The 17,420-nt window shown below is 69.4% G+C and carries 15 protein-coding genes; 6 read left to right on the top strand and 9 right to left on the bottom strand.

The window, feature by feature from the left end; translation table 11 throughout:
- Positions 1–715: 715 nt before the first annotated feature.
- From ABS361_01170 to ABS361_01155, 4 genes are all read left to right on the top strand, one after another.
- A complete protein-coding gene (locus tag ABS361_01170; GenBank protein ID XBY44946.1) occupies positions 716–1,828 on the top strand; it encodes an AsmA-like C-terminal region-containing protein in 1,113 nt (370 codons plus the stop codon).
- 99 nt (positions 1,829–1,927) lie between these two features.
- Positions 1,928–3,331: a glutamine synthetase family protein gene (locus ABS361_01165; protein ID XBY44945.1), complete on the top strand. Its 1,404-nt coding sequence runs from the start codon at positions 1,928–1,930 to the stop codon at positions 3,329–3,331.
- A 13-nt stretch (positions 3,332–3,344) separates the two neighbouring features.
- A complete protein-coding gene (locus ABS361_01160; GenBank protein ID XBY44944.1) occupies positions 3,345–4,628 on the top strand; it encodes an FAD-binding oxidoreductase in 1,284 nt (427 codons plus the stop codon).
- Between the two features lie 100 nt (positions 4,629–4,728).
- Positions 4,729–5,817, top strand: coding sequence for a hypothetical protein (locus ABS361_01155; GenBank protein XBY44943.1), 1,089 nt, complete (start codon positions 4,729–4,731; stop codon positions 5,815–5,817).
- Between the two features lie 71 nt (positions 5,818–5,888).
- Here the strand turns inward: ABS361_01155 and ABS361_01150 are convergent, their stop codons facing one another.
- The 8 genes from ABS361_01150 to ABS361_01115 all read right to left on the bottom strand — a co-directional run bounded on the left by ABS361_01150 (position 5,889) and on the right by ABS361_01115 (position 13,915).
- On the bottom strand, positions 5,889–6,506 hold the full coding sequence (locus ABS361_01150; protein XBY44942.1) for an NUDIX domain-containing protein: 618 nt from the start codon (positions 6,504–6,506) through the stop codon (positions 5,889–5,891).
- 73 nt (positions 6,507–6,579) lie between these two features.
- Positions 6,580–7,089, bottom strand: a complete 510-nt coding sequence (locus ABS361_01145) for a DUF934 domain-containing protein (protein ID XBY44941.1) — start codon at positions 7,087–7,089, stop codon at positions 6,580–6,582.
- A 23-nt stretch (positions 7,090–7,112) separates the two neighbouring features.
- Positions 7,113–7,889 (bottom strand): phosphoadenylyl-sulfate reductase, encoded by a 777-nt coding sequence (locus tag ABS361_01140; protein XBY44940.1) that lies wholly within the window; start codon positions 7,887–7,889, stop codon positions 7,113–7,115.
- Positions 7,876–9,534, bottom strand: a complete 1,659-nt coding sequence (locus tag ABS361_01135; protein ID XBY44939.1) for a nitrite/sulfite reductase — start codon at positions 9,532–9,534, stop codon at positions 7,876–7,878. The genes ABS361_01140 and ABS361_01135 overlap by 14 nt, the downstream gene beginning before the upstream one ends.
- Before the next feature lie 43 nt (positions 9,535–9,577).
- Positions 9,578–9,877: a DUF2849 domain-containing protein gene (locus ABS361_01130; GenBank protein XBY44938.1), complete on the bottom strand. Its 300-nt coding sequence runs from the start codon at positions 9,875–9,877 to the stop codon at positions 9,578–9,580.
- Between the two features lie 316 nt (positions 9,878–10,193).
- Positions 10,194–11,687 (bottom strand): hypothetical protein, encoded by a 1,494-nt coding sequence (locus ABS361_01125; protein ID XBY44937.1) that lies wholly within the window; start codon positions 11,685–11,687, stop codon positions 10,194–10,196.
- Positions 11,688–11,775: 88 nt separating this feature from the next.
- Positions 11,776–12,732 (bottom strand): DUF6384 family protein, encoded by a 957-nt coding sequence (locus ABS361_01120; GenBank protein ID XBY44936.1) that lies wholly within the window; start codon positions 12,730–12,732, stop codon positions 11,776–11,778.
- Entirely contained in the window at positions 12,725–13,915 is a 1,191-nt protein-coding gene (locus ABS361_01115; protein XBY44935.1) for a cell surface protein, read from the bottom strand. The genes ABS361_01120 and ABS361_01115 overlap by 8 nt, the downstream gene beginning before the upstream one ends.
- A gap of 332 nt (positions 13,916–14,247) precedes the next feature.
- Here ABS361_01115 and ABS361_01110 point away from each other — a divergent pair, with 332 nt between their 5' ends.
- Complete coding sequence (locus ABS361_01110; protein XBY44934.1) at positions 14,248–15,438, top strand: MFS transporter; 1,191 nt, start codon at positions 14,248–14,250, stop codon at positions 15,436–15,438.
- Positions 15,439–15,661: 223 nt separating this feature from the next.
- Complete coding sequence (locus ABS361_01105) at positions 15,662–16,828, top strand: acetyl-CoA acetyltransferase (GenBank protein ID XBY44933.1); 1,167 nt, start codon at positions 15,662–15,664, stop codon at positions 16,826–16,828.
- Between the two features lie 74 nt (positions 16,829–16,902).
- Here the strand turns inward: ABS361_01105 and ABS361_01100 are convergent, their stop codons facing one another.
- Positions 16,903–17,373, bottom strand: coding sequence for an ureidoglycolate lyase (locus tag ABS361_01100; GenBank protein XBY44932.1), 471 nt, complete (start codon positions 17,371–17,373; stop codon positions 16,903–16,905).
- Between the last annotated feature and the right edge of the window lie 47 nt (positions 17,374–17,420).

Genomic DNA, 17,420 nt, shown 5'->3' with positions numbered 1-17,420 from the left:
GCCGGCTTTGCCGGCAGCTGGGTGGCGATCCGCCATGTCGTGCCGACCGAACAGGTCCGGGCCGAAATCGAACGCGCGCTGTCCGAGGCCGCCGGCGAGCCCCTGAAGCTGACCGGCCGCGCCGAGACCGGCGTGTTCCCGAGCCTCGCCATCCGCTTCCAGGATGCCACCGTACAGCGGGTCGATGGACAGCGCGTCGAGGGGCAGCAGAGCGACGGCGCACGGCCGCTCGCGTCGATGGCGTCCCTGAAGGTTTCGGTGGCGCTGTCCTCGCTGCTGCTCGGCCGCGTCGAGGTGACGACGGTCCAGCTCGAGCGGCCGACGCTCGCCGTCGCCGCCGGGCTCGATGCCGCGGCGCTGGCGCCGACGCGCGCCGCGCTCGCCCGCCTCCAGCCGGTGACGCTGGTCGTCGACGACGGCACGGTCGCGCTGACCGATCCGGTCTCGGGCCGGACCGAGACGGTCGAGAAGATCGACGGCACCTTCGCCTGGCAGCGCCTCGCCGGCAACGCGAGCCTGGATGCCCGCCTGCGCTGGCGCGGCGAGGACGTCGCGCTGACCGCGCAGGGCCTCGGGCCCCGCGGCCTTGTCGATGGCCGCTCCGGTCCGACGGTCCTGACGCTCGCCGCCGCACCGCTGACGCTCTCCTTCAACGGCAAGGGCGTGCTCACCGAAACGATGCAGCTCGACGGCGGCTTCAGCGCCTCGGTCGCCGATGCCGCGCGGCTGGCGCGCTGGCTCGGCTGGGACGCCGGACAGGCCCGCGCTGCGCGACATCGCGGTCGAGGGCCGTCTGCGCACGGTCGGCCTGGCGGCGACGCTCGCCGACGCGCGGATCTCGGTCGACGGCAACCGCGCCGAGGGCGTGATCTCGGCGCGCGCGGACCTGCCCCGCCCGCAGGTCCGCGCCACGCTCGCCTTCGATACGCTCGACATCGCGCCGTACCAGGCCGCCATGGCCGACCTCTCGCGCGATCTCGTCGTCGATCAGAGCCTGCTCGGCCGGCTCGATCTCGACCTGCGCGCCTCGGCGCAATCGGTTTCGACCGGCCTCGGCCCGCTCTCGGGCGTCGGTGCCACGCTCCTGATGAAGAACGGCCGCTTCGATGCCGAACTCGGCGAGATGCATGCCTTCGGCGGCGACGGCACGCTGCTGGTGCGCGGCACCAGCGATGCCGACGGGCTCGATGTCTCGGCGCGCTTCGGCATGACCGACATGACCGCGGACGCGGTCGGCCCGGCCTTTGGCGTCTCGGCCCTGCAGAAGGGCCGGCTGTCGTTGACCGCCGACGCGCGCGCCCAGGGCCGCACGCTCGGCGCGCTGATCCGCGGCTTCAACGGCCGCGCGCGCGTCGACGTCCGCGATCTCGCGGTCGCCGGCGCCGAACCGCTGTCGACCTTCACGCAGTTCCGCACCGTGGCCATGCGCCTGCCCTCGACCGGGCGGGTTAGCAGCTTCGATCGCGCCACCGTCGATCTCGCCTTCGACCGGTCCAAGGCGCGGATCGACAGGCTCCAGGCCGACGGCGCCGCCATGGCGCTGAAACTCGCCGGCAGCGCGGATTTCGCCACCGGCTGGCTCGACCTGGTCGGCACGGTCGCCCCGCGTGCCCGCGCCACGGCGGCACTCGCCGGCGCGGTCGTCGCGGAGGTGCCGCTGCGCATCGCCGGCTCGATCACCAGCCCCGAGGCCCTGCCGATCCAGCCGACCAGCGAGCTGCCCAAGAGCGAACTCGGCACCAATTCCGTGCCGGTCGGCGTGGCGCTTCCCGCCGTCGCCATGCCCGAAGCGCCGGCCATGGGTGCCGCGTTGCCGATCCCGCGCTGACGCGGCGGCGACGAATTCCGACAAGTCTCTTCGACGGCTCATCCAAACGACACGGGACTTGTGCCATAGTGGCGTCCCGTCTCAGATGACAAGGTCGTCATGTCGAAGAAGAAGAAAGCCCGGCACTCGGATTCGCTGGCCGGCGTTCGCGGAGTCGAGTCGTCCGAACAGGCCTCGGAATGGCTGGAGGCCCGCGGCCTCGAGGATATCGAGTGCATCGTGCCGGACATGTCCGGCGTCGCGCGCGGCAAGATGATGCCGGTCGAGAAGTTCGTCGACGGGCCGAACATGTCGATCCCCGGCTCGATCTTCCTGCAGACCATCACCGGCGACTATCCCGACGACGACGACGGCTTCCAGATCGATCCCGCCGACGGCGACATCCAGCTCGTGCCGGACTTCTCGACCCTCTCCGTGGTTCCCTGGGCCTCCGACCCGACCGCGCAGGTGATCCACGACGCCTACACCCAGGACGGCCGGCCGGTCGACATCGCACCGCGCCAGCTGCTGCGCCGGGTGATCGACCTCTATGCCCATCGCGGCTGGCGCGCGATCGTCGCCCCCGAGATCGAGTTCTATCTGGTCGAGCGCAATCAGGATCCCGACTATCCGTTGAAGCCGCCGATCGGCCGCTCCGGCCGTGCCGAGAGCGGCCGGCAGTCCTACTCGATCGCCGCGGTCAACGAGTTCGACGACCTGTTCGACGACATCTACGACTTCTCCGAAGCGCAGGGCCTCGAGATCGATACGCTGATCCACGAGGAAGGCGCCGCGCAGATGGAGATCAATCTCCTGCACGGCGACCCGCTCGCGCTCGCCGATCAGGTGTTCCTGTTCAAGCGCACGATCCGCGAAGCGGCGCTGCGTCACGGCATGTACGCGACCTTCATGGCCAAGCCGATCGCCGGCGAGCCCGGCTCGGCCATGCACATCCACCAGTCGGTGGTCGACGTGAAGACCGGCGAGAACATCTTCTCGAACGCCGAGGGTGGCCCGACCAAGGAGTTCTTCTCCTTCATCGCCGGCCAGCAGCGCTATCTGCCGGCGGTCATGTGCATCCTGGCGCCTTACGTGAACTCGTACCGCCGCCTCATGCGCAAGTCGGTCGCGCCGATCAACGTGCACTGGGGTTACGACAACCGCACGGTCGGCCTGCGCGTGCCGAACTCCTCGCCGGGCGCGCGCCGGGTCGAGAACCGGGTGCCGTCCTCCGACGCCAATCCCTATCTCGCCATCGCCGCCTCGCTCGCCTGCGGCTATCTCGGCATGACGCTCGGCCACACGCCGAGCGAGCCGATCGAAGGCTCGGCCTACAATCTCGAATTCGGCCTGCCGCGCGGCCTGCTCGAGGCGGTCGCGCTGTTCGAGGATTGCGAGGAGCTGAAGGACGTGTTCGGCCGCGGCTTCGTCGAGACCTTCCGTGCCATCAAGCAGATGGAGTTCGAGGCGTTCATGCGCGTGATCAGCCCGTGGGAGCGGGAGTACCTGCTCCTCAACGTCTGATCCGGCGCCTTCCATGAGCTCCGCTCCGATCCCGCACGCGCCGTCCTACTACGCGGCGGTGACGCCGCCCTTCGGCCTCCGCCCGGCCCTGCCCGGCCCGGCGGAGACCGACGTCTGCGTCATCGGCGCCGGCTACACCGGCCTGTCGGCCGCGCTGCACCTCGCCCGCGCCGGCCGGCGCGTGATCGTGCTCGATGCCGCCCGCGTCGGTTGGGGCGCCTCGGGCCGCAACGGCGGCCAGCTCCACACCGGCCAACGGCGCGACCAGTCGACGCTGGAGGACTGGTTCGGCCGCGACCGCGCACACCGGCTATTCGAGCTGGCCGAAGAGGCGAAGCGGCTGGTCAAGGATCTGATCGCCGAGCATGCGATCGATTGCGACTGGACCGAGGGTCTGATCCACGCGATCCACAAGCCGGCCTATCTCACGCCCTACGCCGAGGAATTCGAGAAGCTCGCGAGGGACTATCGCTACGAGGGCCTGACCCGGCTCGACCGTGACGAACTCGCTGCCGCCATCGGCACCGAGGCCTATCATGGCGGCTGGCGCGATGCCGGCGCCGGCCACCTGAACCCGCTCGCCTTCGCTTTCGGCCTCGCCCGCGCGGCGGAGGCCGCCGGCGCGACCATCCACGAGGCGACCCGCGCGCTCGGCATCCGGTCGGGTCCCCGCCCCGTGGTCGACACCGACCAGGGCCCCGTGACCGCCGATGCCGTGGTGATCGCCTGCAACGGCTACCTCGCCGGGCTGGAGCCCGAGGTCGAAAGCCGGATCATGCCGATCCACAACTACATTCTCGCCACCGAGCCGCTCGGCGAGCGTGCCCGCCGGCTGATCCCCGGCCGCGAGGCGATCGCCGACACGCGCTTCGTGGTGCACTACTGGCGGCTCTCCGCCGACGACCGGCTGGTGTTCGGCGGCGGCGAGACCTACAGCCGCAATTTTCCGAACGACATCAAGACATTCGTGCGCCGGCATCTGTTGAAGATCTATCCCGATCTCGCCGGCGCGCGCATCGATTACGGCTGGGGCGGCACGCTCGCGGTCACGATGAACCGCATGCCGCTGTTCGCCCGCCCCCGGCCAGGCGTCTATGCCGCAGCCGGCTACTCCGGCCAGGGCATCGGACTGGCGACCTTCGCCGGCAAGCTGATCGCCGAGGCGATCGAGGGCGACCAGTCGCGCTTCGATACGTTCGCCACACTGCCGATGGGCAAGTTTCCCGGCGGCAAGTGGCTGCGCTACCCTTCGCTGGTGCTGGCGATGAGCTGGTACGCGCTCAGGGATCGCATCTGATTGTCATGAATTGTAAGCGTGGGGCCGCGATCGCGCCGAGGTCCGGCCCATCTGCCGCCCAAGTCCTGCTGCATCAAGGCACGGACCGGAGATCGAATTCATGCGTATCGCCTTCGCGTTTCTCGCTGCCACCGCGCTCGCCGGCGGCCTCGCTCTCGCCGGCGCCGCTCCCGCGCGCGCCGAAGATCAGGGCACGTCCGGCCCGCAGACCTCGGGCGGCAACCTGCCCTACATCAACGCCAATCCGCAGACCGCCCAGCCGGCGCCGAAGGAGCGCAGCGAGGCGGCCGAGGAGGAGCTGAAGCGCCGCAAGGCGCGCGACGAAGCCGCCTCCAAGCCAGCAGACGCGCCGAAGCCGACCGAGGCGGCCAAGGGTCCCGATCCGAAACCGGCCGACAAGCCGCAGGACCAGGCGAAGGACGCGCCCAAGACCGACCCGGCGCCCGCCACCGATGCCAAGGCGACCGCGGAAGCCAAACCGGGCCAAGCCAAGCCGGGCGAGGAGCCCAAGAAGGACGTGCGCGTCATCGACCTGTCCAAGCCCAAGGACAAGCCGAAGCCGCCGGTCACGGCCGCCGGTCAGCCGCCGAAGGCGACGACGCCCGCCCAGGCCGCGCCTGCCCAAGCCGCGACGGGGCAGGCTTCGACTGGGCAGACGAATACGCCGGCGCCGAAAGCCGACACCGCCACCGCCCCGAAGCCGCCCGCCTCACCCTCCGCCGCCGCACTCGCCGCCGAGGCCCTGCGCAAGAAGCAGCAGGCCGCCGCCAAGGCCAAGGCGACCGAGCCGCAGGTCGTCCGCGGCCCGAACGGCGAGGTCTATACGCGTGAGCAGTATGAACGTCGCTACGGCGCGCTCGATCCGCAGCCGGACGTGCCCGTCCAGCGCAACGCGCCCCGCGCGCCGCAGGCCTACTATGACGACGAGGAAGTCGTCATCGAGCGCCCGCGCCGCTGGTCGCTGTTCCCGCCCTACTATTACGGCGACCGCCCGGTCGAACGCCGCCCGGTGCTGCGCCCCTACGAGCCGGAACCCCGCATCCGGACCTACGCCGAGCCGCGCACGCATTACGCCGGTCAGAACTGCCACTTCCATGCTTATCCGGTGGAAGGCATGCCTTTCCATCGCGACGTCCGCTGCCACTGGCACCGCGACGCCGACGATCCGAGCCTACGCTATGTGAGATGACGGCCGCCGCCGCAATTTCCGACGAGACGCCTCGGGGCACCACCCCGAGGCGTCTCGTCTCTGCCGTCCGCTCAGGCGAACAGCACCGGGCGCCTGAGCCGCAAGGTCTGGACGAGCAGCAGCGTCTTCATGTCGTTGAGAGTGCCGGCATCGGCGGCAGCCGCCAGCGCGGCGAGCGGCATTTCGACGATCTCGATATATTCCTGCTCGTGCGCCGCCCCGCCGCCGTCGGCCACACGGTCGCGTCCGAGATCGACCTCGGCCAGGAACAGATGCAGCGTCTCGGTGGTCCATCCGGGCGCGGACTGGACCGCGCCGACCGGCTCCAGCGCGCCGATCGCGAGCCCGACCTCCTCGATCGTCTCGCGCCGCGCCGCCGCCTCCGGCGCCTCGTCGCCGTCGATCAGCCCGGCGACGACCTCGGTCGTCAGCGGATCGAGGCCTATCACCGCCGCCGGCACCCGCACCTGCCGCACCAACACGGCGACACGCCGTGTCGCGTCATAGGTCAGGATCGCGACCGCAGCGCCGTGATGCTCGACCTCGCGTTCATACCGAACCCGCCGGCCGTCACGTGTGACGACCTCGACCTCGCAGGCATCGAGCGACAGGAAGCCGCGATGGAGCGGCCGGCGGCCGAGGATGCGGAATGCCGCAGCGGGTTGGTCGTGAGGCGCATCGTTCGCCATCCTGCTGCACCGCTCCTTCTGCCGATCGGCGCCGTCGAGCGCGAGGCCCGATCGGAATGGAATCCGATCGAACTCAGAACGCCCGACGCCGCCACGGCCGGCCCTCGGCGGGACCGGCAGCGTCGGTGGTCGAGGGCTGGTAGAAATAGGGCACGAGCGGCAGCTGGCCGGCTTCGAGCCGCGCCCGGGTCGGCCCATGCGTGACTTCGAGCGTGTCGAAGCCGATGCGCAGCATGTAGGGCACCTGATCGAGCAGCACGTCGCCGATCGCCCGCAACTCGCCCTTGAAGCAGTAGCGATCGCGCAAAAGCCGGGCATGCGAATAGCCGCGGCCGTCGGCGAACTTCGGGAACCGCACGGCAACGACCGCGAAGCGGCCCGCGTCCTCGCCGACCGCCTCGAGCTTGTCGCCGGGCTCGACGATCAGCCCGAAGGGCGCCTCCGATCCGAGGACCGCGTCGCGCTCGGCGATGAAACGGGGAAGCGAGAGCAACACGCCCCCCGCCGCCGGCAGCGCCTCGTCGGCGCCGAGCGCCCGCCAGGTATCCGGCTCGAACCGGCCGTTGCGATAGATGTCGCTCATCGTCTGGAATCTCGGGTTCGAACTCAGTGGGCGCCGTCGGGCGCGGTCGGCACGGCGCTGGTCAGGCTGACATGGATACCGCATTCGGTCTTGGCCTGGCCACGCCAGCGGCCGGCTCGCGCGTCCTCGCCGGGCGCCACCCGATCGGTGCAGGGCATGCAGCCGACCGACGGATAGCCCTGCGCGACCAGCGGATGCACCGGCAGGTCGTGCTCCGCGGCATAGGCCGCGAGCTCCTTCGGCCCCCAGCTCGCCAACGGATTGACCTTGATCCGCGTGCCATCGGTTTCGAATACGGGGATCGCGGCACGCGTCGCGGCCTGGAACCGCTTGCGCCCCGAGATCCAGGCCGAGAAGCCGTCGATGCCGAGCGCCAGCGGCTCGACCTTGCGGATCTGGCAGCAGAGATCGGGATTGCGCAGCCAGAGGCCGCCATCCTTGTCGAGCGCCTCGACCCGCACTGGATCGGGCGTCAGCGTGCGCACGTCGGTGAAGCCGAGCCGCGCGACCAGCTTGTCGCGATAGCGCAGCGTCTCGCCGAACAGCTTGTCGGTATCGACGAACAGGATCGGCACCGAGCGGTCGACCGCGGCGACGAGGTGCAGCAGCACGGCCGACTCGGTCCCGAAGCTCGACACCAGCGCGATTTCGCCCGCAAACAGCGTGTGGATCGCGGTATCGAGCAGATCGTGCGTCGGCAGGCCGCCCCAGCGCGCGTCCAGCGCGCGGGCTTCCTCGGCGCGGGCGGCTACGGCCGGATCCACGGCCGCCGGGTTGGCCGCAGCCTCAGGCGTTGCCATAGAGCGCCTCCTTGAACGGCTGCATGCCGAGCCGGCGATAGGCGGCGAGGAAGGTCTCGTCCGGCGAGGCGCGATGGGCGATGTAGGTGTTGACGATCGTATCGATCGCATCGACCACCTCGGCCGAGGAGAAGCCGCGGCCGGTGATGTCGCCGATCGCCGAAACCTCGTCGGCCGAGCCGCCGAGCGTGATCTGGTAGAACTCCTCGCCCTTGCGGTCGACGCCGAGGATGCCGATGTGGCCGACGTGATGATGGCCGCAGGCGTTGATGCAGCCCGACATCTTGATCAGCAGCGGACCGATCTCGGCCTGCCGCGCCGGATCGCCGAGCCGCTCGGAGATCCGCTGCGAGACCGGGATCGAGCGCGCATTGGCGAGGCTGCAATAGTCGAGGCCGGGGCAGCAGATGATGTCGGTGACGAGCCCGGCATTGGCGGTCGCGAGCCCGGCCGCGACCAGGCCCCGATAGACGGCCGGGAGGTCGTCGCGCTTCACATGCGGCAGTATCAGGTTCTGCTGGTGGCTGACGCGCACCTCGCCGAAGGCATGGGCGTCGGCGAGATCGGCGACCGCCTCCATCTGCTCGGCCGAGGCATCGCCCGGAATGCCGCCGACCGGCTTCAGCGAGATGGTCACCGAGACATAGCCCGGCACCTTGTGGGCATGGGTGTTGGTCGCGACCCAGGCCGCGAAGCCCGGATCGCGCGCCGCGGTCTGCGTCTCCACGAGGCTCACCGCGGGCAGGCTCTCGAAGGCCGGCGGCGCGAAATAGGCGCGGATGCGCGCGACATCACCCTCCGGCAGCGTCAGCACGCCGCCGCGGATGCGCTCGAACTCTTCCTCGACCTGCGCGCGGACGGTGTCGAGCCCGGCCTCGTGCATCAGGATCTTGATCCGTGCCTTGTACTTGTTGTCGCGCCGGCCATAGAGGTTGTAGACGCGCAGGATCGCCTCGCAATAGGTGAGGAGATCCGCCTCGGGCAAGTAGTCGCGCAGCGTCCAGGCGATGAACGGCGTGCGGCCGAGGCCGCCACCGACGAACACCGTGAAGCCGATCTGGCCCTCGTCGTTCTTCACGACCTGAAGACCGATGTCGTGAATGCGCACCGCCGCGCGGTCATGGGCGGCGCCCGAGACCGCGATCTTGAACTTGCGCGGCAGGAACGAGAATTCCGGATGCAGGCTCGACCACTGCCTGAGGATCTCGGCATAGGGCCGCGGATCGACGATCTCGTCGGCGGCGGCGCCGGCGAAATGATCGGCGGTCACGTTGCGGATGCAGTTGCCCGAGGTCTGGATGCAGTGCATCTGCACCTCGGCGAGCTCCCGGAGCATATCCGGGATCTGCTCCAGCGACGGCCAGTTGAACTGCAGGTTCTGCCGCGTGGTGAAATGGCCGTAGCCGCGGTCGTAGGTCCGCGCCAGATGGGCGAGCTTGCGCAGCTGCCTGGTGTTCAGCGTGCCGTAGGGCACGGCGATGCGCAGCATATAGGCATGGAGCTGCAGGTAGACGCCGTTCATCAGCCGGAGCGGCTTGAACTGGTCTTCCGAGAGCTCGCCGGAGAGACGCCGGCGCACCTGATCGGAAAACTGCTCCACGCGGGCGGAGACGAACTGCTGGTCGAACTCGTCGTAACGATACATGGCGGTCTCGCTCAGGACGCGGAATGCGGTCGGATCGATCGGATCAGGCGGCGTCGGCGTGGCGGTCGGGCGCGATCTCGGAGCCGACGGTCGGACCGGCGGCGCGGATCTTCTCCTTGAGCGCCTTCGGGATCAGGCCGTCGCTAGTACGCTCGACGTCGATGGTGTAGGGGTCGAGCACGATGCAGGCGGCCTGATCGGCCTGAGCGCCAGCGAGCGCCGGCTCCAGCGCGGCAGCGTCGGCATAGACGGCGGCGCGCGCCAGATGCGTCGTCCAGCCGCCTTCGGTGGTGCGGAACACGACGCGGCCGTCCGAGAGGCGGTTGGCGGTGATCGACTGCATGACTTGCCCTCGGCATTTCGGCGCGAACGGTCCGGCCAGGATGGCCGGTCCATCATCCGGCGGCACGTCGCCCCGGATTTTGCGAAGGTTCTAAACGGAAAGCCGCCGTAGCGCACCGTGCGCGATTGCGATTTGCGGCAGCGCCGCGAAAAACAAATCCTCGAAGCGGCGGTTCCGCGAAAAGTCGAGGCGCAGCCATACCATTTGCGGCCGCGCCGGAGAAAAGGACGACTATTTCAGTCAGGATACCCGCAATCGCGCGAAGGGGTCCCTCGCACCGGAAAGTCCGTTGTCGGCACCGGTATCTCGGTCCAGCTCAAAACCCGCCGCCGGTGTTGCGATCGTCGCCGCCGCCGCCGAAGCCGCCGCCGGTATCGAAGCCACCACCGCCGCCGAAGCCACCGCCGGTGTCGAAACCACCGCCGCCGCCGAAGCCACCGCCGGAGCCGTTCGAGCCGCCCGAGGGCGGGAAATGGCTGCCGCCGAAGATGTCGCCGCCGAAACCACCACCCGAGCCAGGCCAGTTGCGCCGGTTGTCCCCGAGCCAGCGCCAGAAGTCGGCGTTCGACAGCATGCCGCCGATGATTCCGCCGATGATCGAGCCGAGCATGTTCTCGTTGATGAAGCCGGTATTCGGCCGGTCGTAGCCCGCGGTGCGGAACTCGTCGCGCGCCTGCTCCAGTTCGGTGCGGCGGCGGCCGAGCTCGCGCGCCTCGGTCCGGAGGTCGACGATGGCGCGATCGGTCTCGCCGATGCGGCGGGCGAGATCCTTCAGCTCCTCGACGATCCGCTCGTCCTGCGGCGTCGGCGTCGCCAGTGCGTCCTGATAGAGCCGGTCGAGGTTCTGGCGCGCCAGCCCGTCGGCGAGAATGTCGAGCGCCTGCCGCTCCGGCTCGTCCGACGCGCGGCCCCAGGGGCCGGTCGAATGGTCGCGCTCGGCATCGAGCGCGGCGAGCGCGGCATTGGCCTTGTCGACGGCCTCGTCCGCCGCCGCCTCGTCGGCCTCGGCCTTGGCCACGGCCTCGTCGAGCGCCGCGCCACCGGCCGCCTTGAAGATCTCGGCATCGAGCGCGGCAAGCGCCGCTTTAGCCTCTTCCAGTTCTACCACCGCCCGGTTCGCATGCTCGCGCAGCCGGAGCGGGATCTCGATCAGCATGGCATAATTGGCGCGCGCATCGACGAAGCCGACGAGGTTGGCAACCTTGCGATCAAAGAAGCGCGCGATGTTGCCGGCCCGATAGGCCGAGGTGCCGAAACCGCTCCGCCACAGGTACATGAACAGCGGATCGGCCTCGTAGGGCTTCTTCTTCTGGTCGCGATCCGCCTCGGCCTGATCGGCCTTCTTGTCGGATTCCGCGGCGATCTTATCGGCGCGGGCAACGCGCTCCATCGCGGTCTGCACGGCGGTGTTGGAACTGTTCGCGGTGGCACGCTCGGCGTGCTTGGCATCGCGGGCCGCAATCGCGGCATTGCGGGCATCGACGGCGACGCGGCGCGCGGCTTCAGCGTCGTTGACCGCCTTGACCGCCGCCGCCCGGCGCTCGGAAACGCTCTGCAACGCCTGCCGGCTCTTGTCGATCAGCGCACGCACCTGCCGCTCGGTGCGATCGAGCTGATCGACCATCTCGGCCTGCGCGATGTCATCGAGCTTCAGGCGGGCGAGCGCGCGGTAGGCGTCGGCCTGCGCGGCGCGCAGCTGTTCGGCCTCGGCGGTGCGCTTCGACATGTCGGCGTCGAAACGCGCCTCGTTGTTGCGCGCCTCGGCGATGGCCTGTTCGATGGAGGCGAGCGCGTCGCGTCCGGAGATCATGCGTCCATCCTCGCGTGCGGGCCGCCGCTGCCGGCGTCCGCGAAAACCCAAAGTCCGGGCACGGGGCGCCCGGCCTGCCGGTCGGTGCCTACCACTCGGTGATCGTGCCGCCCTGCACCGGCATCGACCAGTCGACGCCGAGTGCGCCGCGGCGCTTCTCGCCGAGCGTGGTGTTCTGGATGATGCCGTCGTCGGCCTTGTCGCGGCGGACCTGATCGTAGGTCGCCTGCGGCACGCGCACGGCCCATTTCGACACCGTCTTGGTCTTGCCGTCCTCCTCGCTGGTGATCGGGAACGACAGGGTCTTGCCGTCCGGCGTTACCGGCTCGACCACGAGGTAGTAGTTGCGCTGACCGGGGTTGCCGCGCGGCACCCGGAAGACGCCGGACTGCTCGCCCTGCCGCGTCACGATCCGGAGCGTGTAGACCTGCTTCAGCTGATCGGTCAGCGCGTCGAGGCCGGTCACGGCCTTTCTCGCGGCACCGGGGTCCTTCTTCGAGAGCGCCTCACGGCCGTCGGCGAGCAGCTGGTCGGCGCGCGTCTTCGCCGCCGGCACCTTGGCCTCGGCGAGCGCCGTGTCATAGGCCCGCTTCAGCTCGTTCGGCAGCACGGTGGCGATCTCGGCCGCCGCCTTCGAGGCCGGGCGCACCACGGTCGCCCAATAGGCCCCGCCGAGGAGCACGACCACGACGGCGGCGATCCCCGCCCGCTTGCCCCAGATCGCCCGCTCGACCCAGAGGGTCGCCAGCGTGCGGCCGAGGCTCGGCGGCGGCGGCGTGTAGACGAACCGCGCCTCCTTCAGCGCCTTGACGCCTTCCTGGATGACCCGGTCGGGCACCTCGATGCCCTGGCTCTTGTAGAGCGCGCGCAGACGCTCGACGAGCGCGGCCTCGCGGGCGTCCTCGTCGAGTTCGCGCGCCACCAGCATGTCCTGGTGGCGCAGCGTGTCGACGACGTCCATGGCCAGCATGAGGTCGTCGAGTTTCTGCGGCCGCGGCGGCGTATCGGCGACCGCCACGGCCGAGCCGGAGGCCGGATCAGGCATTGGGCAGCGACTGCGTGTTCGGGAGGGACTGGCCCTGAGCAACGAGCTTGGCGATGCGCCGCTTGCCGTCCTCGACGGCGTCGCGGATCTCGGCCGAGTTCTTGGTCGACAGGTCGCGCATCTCGGCGATGATCTCGGTCGAGCGCTCCTGGAAGTTCACGACCGAGTCGACGAGCTTCTTGACCGCGTCGGCGCGGATCGTCGGGCCGTAGCCGGCCTTGACCGCCTCTTCCTGGATCTTGCCGCCGATGTCGGCGAGCACTTCCAGGCTCTGGCTGACGCCCTCCTTCATCGCGTTCAGCGACTGGGTCGCCTCGTTGAGACCGAACATGCCCGTGAACGAGGCCTTGAGCGCGGTCAGCACCGAGTCGTTGGTCGAGAAGAACGACACCGCCTGCTGGTAGATCCGCTCCTTGGCGTTGGTCGTCTGCATCAGACGCGCCATGATGACCTCGGAGGTGTTGTAGCCGATGGTCAGGTTGTCGGAGAGATCCTTGGCGATCTGGTAGCGCTTCTCCTCGTCCTGCGTCTGGCGCAGCTGCTCGTCGCGGGCGAGTTCGAGCTTGGCGCGATCGGTCGCCTCGCCCTGGAAACCGGCCACGGCCTGGCTCGCCTTGTCGAGCTCGGCCTTGGCGGCGTTCCAGCGCGTCTCGGCGACCTTGAGCACCTCGAGCGCCAGCACCTCGGCCTGCTTCAGCGCGCCACGATAATCGCGGTAGGCCTCGAGGATCGTGCCCTCGCGCTCGATCTGGTTCTTCGTCTCCTTGGTGACGTCAATATAGATCGCGCGGATCTTGTCGAAGCGGTCGGCGATGTCGCCGCGCGACAGCTTCATCCAGGTGTTGGTCGCACGCTCGAAGATGTCGATCTTTCCGTCGGAAAGCTGGTCGACCATCTTCTTGGAGTCGTCGCGGATCGAGTTGAACCCTTCGGTGATCGCCTTGTAGCGCTCGCCGATCTCCATGCCCGCGATCTGGTTGCGGACCACCTCGTTGAACACCGAGCCCTGGCCGAGCGTGCGGGCGATGATGACGATCTTGTCCGGTTCGATCGTCGCGATCTTCTCGAGCAGCCCGCCGATCGGCGCGTCCTCGGTCTTCGCCGGCATGAGGCCGAGATCCCTCAGCGTGCCCATGGCCTTGTCGAGATACTGCATCGGGGTCTTCACGACGATGTCGCTCACGGTGATCCTCCTTCGCCGGTGGCGGCGGACAGCATATGGGCACGCGCACCGGATCGCGCCAGTCCGGACACGTCGTGCCGAACCGGCCACCCGGAGGCGCGCCGCGTTGCGCCTCGTTGCCATGTCTACACCGAAACGCGGCGCGACATCGCGACACTCGATTGCCCGTCGTCGATTTCGGTTCTGTGACGTCGCAACCGCCGTCCGCCCCGCGAGACCCGACCCGAGATTTCCGCTCCCCCGTTGCGGCATGCCCCGAGGGCTGGCGACGCACTGGTCAAGGCCACAGCGGCCTCTATGGTAGGCGCGCTCGCACGTTCGGAGATCTCCGTTTGGCTACCTACGCCGTTCTTGTCGCCGCCTATCTGCTCAGTCAGTTCTTCCGTGCCTTTCTGGCGGTCGTCGCGCCCGAACTCGCCCGCGACGTCGGCCTCGATCCGACCGGGCTCGGGCTCGTGTCGGCAGCGTTCTTCGCCGCCTTCGCGCTGGCGCAGGTGCCGATCGGCATGGCCTTCGACCGGGTCGGGCCGCGCATCACGGTCTCGACCCTGATGCTGGCGGCGGTCGCGGGCAGCATCCTGTTCGGCCTCGCGACCGCGCCCTGGATGCCGATCGCCGGCATGGCGCTGATCGGCATCGGCTGCGCACCGGTCTACATGGCCTCGCTCTATGTCATCGGCCGCACCTCGGCGCCGGCGCAGTTCGCAACCTGGTCCTCGGTCATCGTCGGCGTCGGCTCGCTCGGCAATCTGGTCGCGGCCACCCCCTTCGCGGCGGCGGTCGCCTCGTTCGGCTGGCGCACCAGCATGATCGCGATCGGCCTCCTCACCCTCGGCGCGACCGCGCTGGTCGCGATCCTGGTTCGCGATCCGCCCGCACCCGAGCGGAAGGGCCCGGCGTCGAACCCCTTCGCGATGGGCGAGGTCTTCCGCGTCCGAGCGCTCTGGCCGATCTTCCCGATCGCGCTCGCCTCCTATCCGATCCTCGCCGCCGTGCGCGGCCTCTGGGTCGGGCCCTATTTCGCCGATGTGCATGGGCTCGGGCCCGTCGAACGCGGCAACGCGGTGATGGCGATGGGCATCGCCATGATCGTCGGCGCCTTCGTCTACGGCCCGCTCGACCGGCTGTTCGGCACACGCAAATGGGTGGTCGCGATCGGCGAGGCCGTGACCGTCGCCGCCCTCGTCGTGCTGGCGACCAACGCCAGCCTCGGCGTCGTGCCGGCGGCCGCCGCCTTCGCCGTGATCGGCGGCTTCGGCATGACCTATGGCGTGGTCATGGCCCATGCCCGCGCCTTCCTGCCCGAGCACGTGCTCGGCCGCGGTCTCAGCCTGATGAACATGGCCATGATCGGCGGCGCTGCGGTGATACAGCCGATTTCCGGCCACTATGTCGGCGCGCTGGCCAGCAGCGGCGTCGCCCCGGCCGAGATCTACACCAAGCTGTTCGGCGTCTTCGCCATCCTGCTTGCCGCCTCGATCGCCATCTATCTGTTCGCCCGCGACGCGCGCGTCGCGAAATGAGAGGATCGGACGCACGCGTCGCGAGGTAAGGACGCGCCCGGGGTCCGCAACATGGACCCCGCTGTCGCCCCGGTCCGCTGGGCGGAACGCGCGGCACCCAAGCGCAGGGCTTGCCCGACGAACGGACCCGTTCACAAGCCGAACGGCCTCGCATACTCTCGGCCGCAGAAATCGAACGCCCGACCGAATAATCCGGGCGTCGTCGGAGTTTGGGAGGCACGTCATGTCTGCAGCGATCATCGGCTGGGCGCATACGCCGTTCGGCAAGCTCGAGAACGAGACGGTCGAGAGCCTGATCGTCCAGGTCGCCACCGCCGCGATCAAGGACGCCGGCATCGGCCCGGAGGACGTCGACGAGATCGTCCTCGGCCACTACAACGCCGGCTTCTCGCCGCAGGATTTCACCGCCTCGCTGGTGCTGCAGGCCGATCCGCGCCTGCGCTTCAAGCCGACCACCCGCGTGGAAAACGCCTGCGCGACCGGCTCGGCCGCCGTGCACCAGGCGGTCAAGTCGATCCGCGCCGGCCAGGCCCGCTTCGTGCTCGTCGTCGGCGTCGAACAGATGACCAAGACGCCCGGCAAGGAGATCGGCCAGTATCTCCTGAAGGCGTCCTATCTCGCCGAGGAAGGCGACACGCCGAACGGCTTCGCCGGCGTGTTCGGCAAGATCGCCGAGAGCTATTTCCAGCGCTGGGGTGACCAGTCCGACGCGCTCGCCGCGATCGCCGCCAAGAACCACAAGAACGGCGTCGCCAACCCTTACGCCCAGATGCGCAAGGACTTCGGCTTCGAGTTCTGCCGGAACGAGAGCGAGAAGAATCCGTTCGTCGCCGGTCCGCTGAAGCGGACCGACTGCTCGCTCGTCTCCGACGGCGCCGCCGCGATGGTCGTCACCGACATGGAGACCGCGCTCGGCGCCAAGAAGGCGATCGCCTTCCGCGCCATGGCGCACACGCAGGACTTCCTGCCGCTGTCGAAGCGCGACATCCTGAAATTCGAAGGCTGTCAGGCCGCCTGGAAGCAGGCGCTCGACAAGGCCGGTCTCGGCATCTTCGACCTCGACCTCGTCGAGACCCACGACTGCTTCACCATTGCCGAGCTGATCGAGTACGAAGCCATGGGCATCGCCGCGCCCGGCCAGGGCGCCCGCGCCATCCTCGACGGCGTCACGACCAAGGACGGCAAGTTGCCGGTCAACCCCTCGGGCGGCCTCAAGTCCAAGGGCCATCCGATCGGCGCGACCGGCGTGTCGATGCATGTGATGAGCGCCATGCAGCTCACCGGCACTGCCGGCGACATGCAGGTCAAGGATGCCGAAGTCGCGGGCATCTTCAACATGGGCGGCGCGGCGGTCGCCAACTACGTGTCGGTGCTGCAAGCGCTGAAGTGAGGGGCGCGCGGCGACGCCCTGCCCCGCCAAGACTGTCGCGAAGGGCGCCGGACCCGCGATCCGGCGCCCGCGCCTCACCACACCACCGAGAACCCCGGCACGGTCACGTATTCGCAATCGTCGTCCGTGCCGTCCTCATGCACCAGCATCGCCATGCCGCCGGGCCGTTCGAGCACGCTCATGCCGACGTGCCAGGTGCCGACGCCATAGACGATCCCCGTCGTGCCCGGCACGACGAAGGCCCGCGCGCGGTCGAGATCGGCCTGACCGTCCGCCCCGTCCGGCGCCACCACGATCACATAGGCCGCGACATCGAGCGGCATGAACGCCTGGGTCGAGAACGGGTGCCGTTCGACCACGTCGATCACGACGCCGCTCGCCACCACCGGCGGGCGCACGATCGCGAGATTGGCCCGCGCCGCCGGCCGATCGTTGGTCGTCGGCCCGGCGAAGTTGATCCGCGGCCGGTCGATCGCCGGATCGAGCAGCGCGCCGAAAGGCGCGAACGCCTCCCTCGATATGCGTTCCGCATGCAAAACGAGCATCAATCTAAATCCTCATTGCCGGCCTCTGCCGCTGCGGGCGGCGGCCG

Source organism: Ancalomicrobiaceae bacterium S20, from assembly GCA_040269895.1.
GTDB lineage: Bacteria > Pseudomonadota > Alphaproteobacteria > Rhizobiales > Ancalomicrobiaceae > Methyloraptor > Methyloraptor flagellatus.
This window is presented reverse-complemented; position numbering and strand designations above follow the sequence as displayed.

What these genes read in the sequence shown, in the direction of transcription:
- ABS361_01170 (XBY44946.1), top strand. Translation starts at nt 716, where the DNA reads ATGCCGCGCGGCTGGCGCGCTGGCTCGGCTGGGACGCCGGACAGGCCC.
- ABS361_01165 (XBY44945.1), top strand. Translation starts at nt 1,928, where the DNA reads ATGTCGAAGAAGAAGAAAGCCCGGCACTCGGATTCGCTGGCCGGCGTT.
- ABS361_01160 (XBY44944.1), top strand. Translation starts at nt 3,345, where the DNA reads ATGAGCTCCGCTCCGATCCCGCACGCGCCGTCCTACTACGCGGCGGTG.
- ABS361_01155 (XBY44943.1), top strand. Translation starts at nt 4,729, where the DNA reads ATGCGTATCGCCTTCGCGTTTCTCGCTGCCACCGCGCTCGCCGGCGGC.
- ABS361_01150 (XBY44942.1), bottom strand. Translation starts at nt 6,506, where the DNA reads ATGGCGAACGATGCGCCTCACGACCAACCCGCTGCGGCATTCCGCATC.
- ABS361_01145 (XBY44941.1), bottom strand. Translation starts at nt 7,089, where the DNA reads ATGAGCGACATCTATCGCAACGGCCGGTTCGAGCCGGATACCTGGCGG.
- ABS361_01140 (XBY44940.1), bottom strand. Translation starts at nt 7,889, where the DNA reads ATGGCAACGCCTGAGGCTGCGGCCAACCCGGCGGCCGTGGATCCGGCC.
- ABS361_01135 (XBY44939.1), bottom strand. Translation starts at nt 9,534, where the DNA reads ATGTATCGTTACGACGAGTTCGACCAGCAGTTCGTCTCCGCCCGCGTG.
- ABS361_01130 (XBY44938.1), bottom strand. Translation starts at nt 9,877, where the DNA reads ATGCAGTCGATCACCGCCAACCGCCTCTCGGACGGCCGCGTCGTGTTC.
- ABS361_01125 (XBY44937.1), bottom strand. Translation starts at nt 11,687, where the DNA reads ATGATCTCCGGACGCGACGCGCTCGCCTCCATCGAACAGGCCATCGCC.
- ABS361_01120 (XBY44936.1), bottom strand. Translation starts at nt 12,732, where the DNA reads ATGCCTGATCCGGCCTCCGGCTCGGCCGTGGCGGTCGCCGATACGCCG.
- ABS361_01105 (XBY44933.1), top strand. Translation starts at nt 15,662, where the DNA reads ATGTCTGCAGCGATCATCGGCTGGGCGCATACGCCGTTCGGCAAGCTC.
- ABS361_01100 (XBY44932.1), bottom strand. Translation starts at nt 17,373, where the DNA reads ATGCTCGTTTTGCATGCGGAACGCATATCGAGGGAGGCGTTCGCGCCT.